This window comes from Aliivibrio sp. S10_S31 (assembly GCF_014694495.1).
Taxonomy (GTDB): domain Bacteria; phylum Pseudomonadota; class Gammaproteobacteria; order Enterobacterales; family Vibrionaceae; genus Aliivibrio; species Aliivibrio fischeri.
In genome coordinates this window covers 1-946 of sequence record NZ_JAAUWR010000082.1, presented here as the reverse complement: position 1 = coordinate 946, position 946 = coordinate 1, and the positions used below count along the sequence as shown (strand labels likewise).

Annotated in this window: 1 protein-coding gene; it reads right to left on the bottom strand. The window is 34.5% G+C overall.

Translation table 11 applies throughout. The features are described from left to right. Window positions 1-164: 164 nt before the first annotated feature. Window positions 165-566 (bottom strand): hypothetical protein, encoded by a 402-nt coding sequence (locus HC728_RS19665; protein ID WP_017019323.1) that lies wholly within the window; start codon window positions 564-566, stop codon window positions 165-167. Window positions 567-946 lie beyond the last annotated feature (380 nt).

Below are 946 nucleotides of genomic sequence, written 5' to 3'. Positions count from 1 at the left end.
TATACACATAACAAATGCATCAACACGATTTATTACACTCGGCGTTCTGGGTTTGCCTTGGGTTTTGTGATTAAGGCAGTAAAATTCAAGTTGTTTGGCATAGTAATAAACGTGTTATGCAAGCGTTATATGTAAAAAGGTACAGCCGTAACTGTACCAAAATGTCACTCTAAGTTTAATTTAGCTCGAGTACAAGTTAACTGACGAGAAAGAATTCCATCATTATTAATTGCTACTGCGTAACCAGTATTAGAGCGGAAATTAAATGCGAAAGAAAACTGCTGAATATGAAAAAAGTCATCAGATGCTTGTTTACCTGTCCCGTTAGTCTGAATTAATTCCCCAACTTTTTTCCATGATTTTTTTCCGAAAAAATTACGTTCCCTATAGAAAGTATTATCAAGAAATGCGTAGGCTCCAGGCATAGTTTTGCTTTCTTTACTAGCAATTTTGACTCCTTTATCATTGAAAATAACAGCCTCAGTTGTTTGGCATATCATATCAGGAATAGCAAAAGTATTAGCTGAAAATAAAACAGTAATTATAAAAATTGATTTTTTAAGCAAAAGATTTTACTCAATATGTGTTTAATAAGCAGCGCATTATATATACACTTTAATCTTATGCAATTTAAAGTTTGACGATTTACATATAACAAATGCATCAACACGATTTGCTACACTCGGCGTTGCAGTTTGCCTTTAGTTTCAGTGATTAAGGCGTTAAAATTCAGCTAGGTCTGCATAGTAGCAAACGTGTTATGCAGGCGTTACACGAACTCTAAGATTGCAGTTTTTTGGCTCAGTTCAGCGATAGAACCATTCGATTTTCAAGTGTGAATGTAGGGTGGTTTTCCTTCTTCTTTGTTTCCTTTTAGCTTTCATTTCATCAGGTTCGGCAATTGACCATTATTGCCAAAAGTTCATGGATTTCAGAAACCAATTCA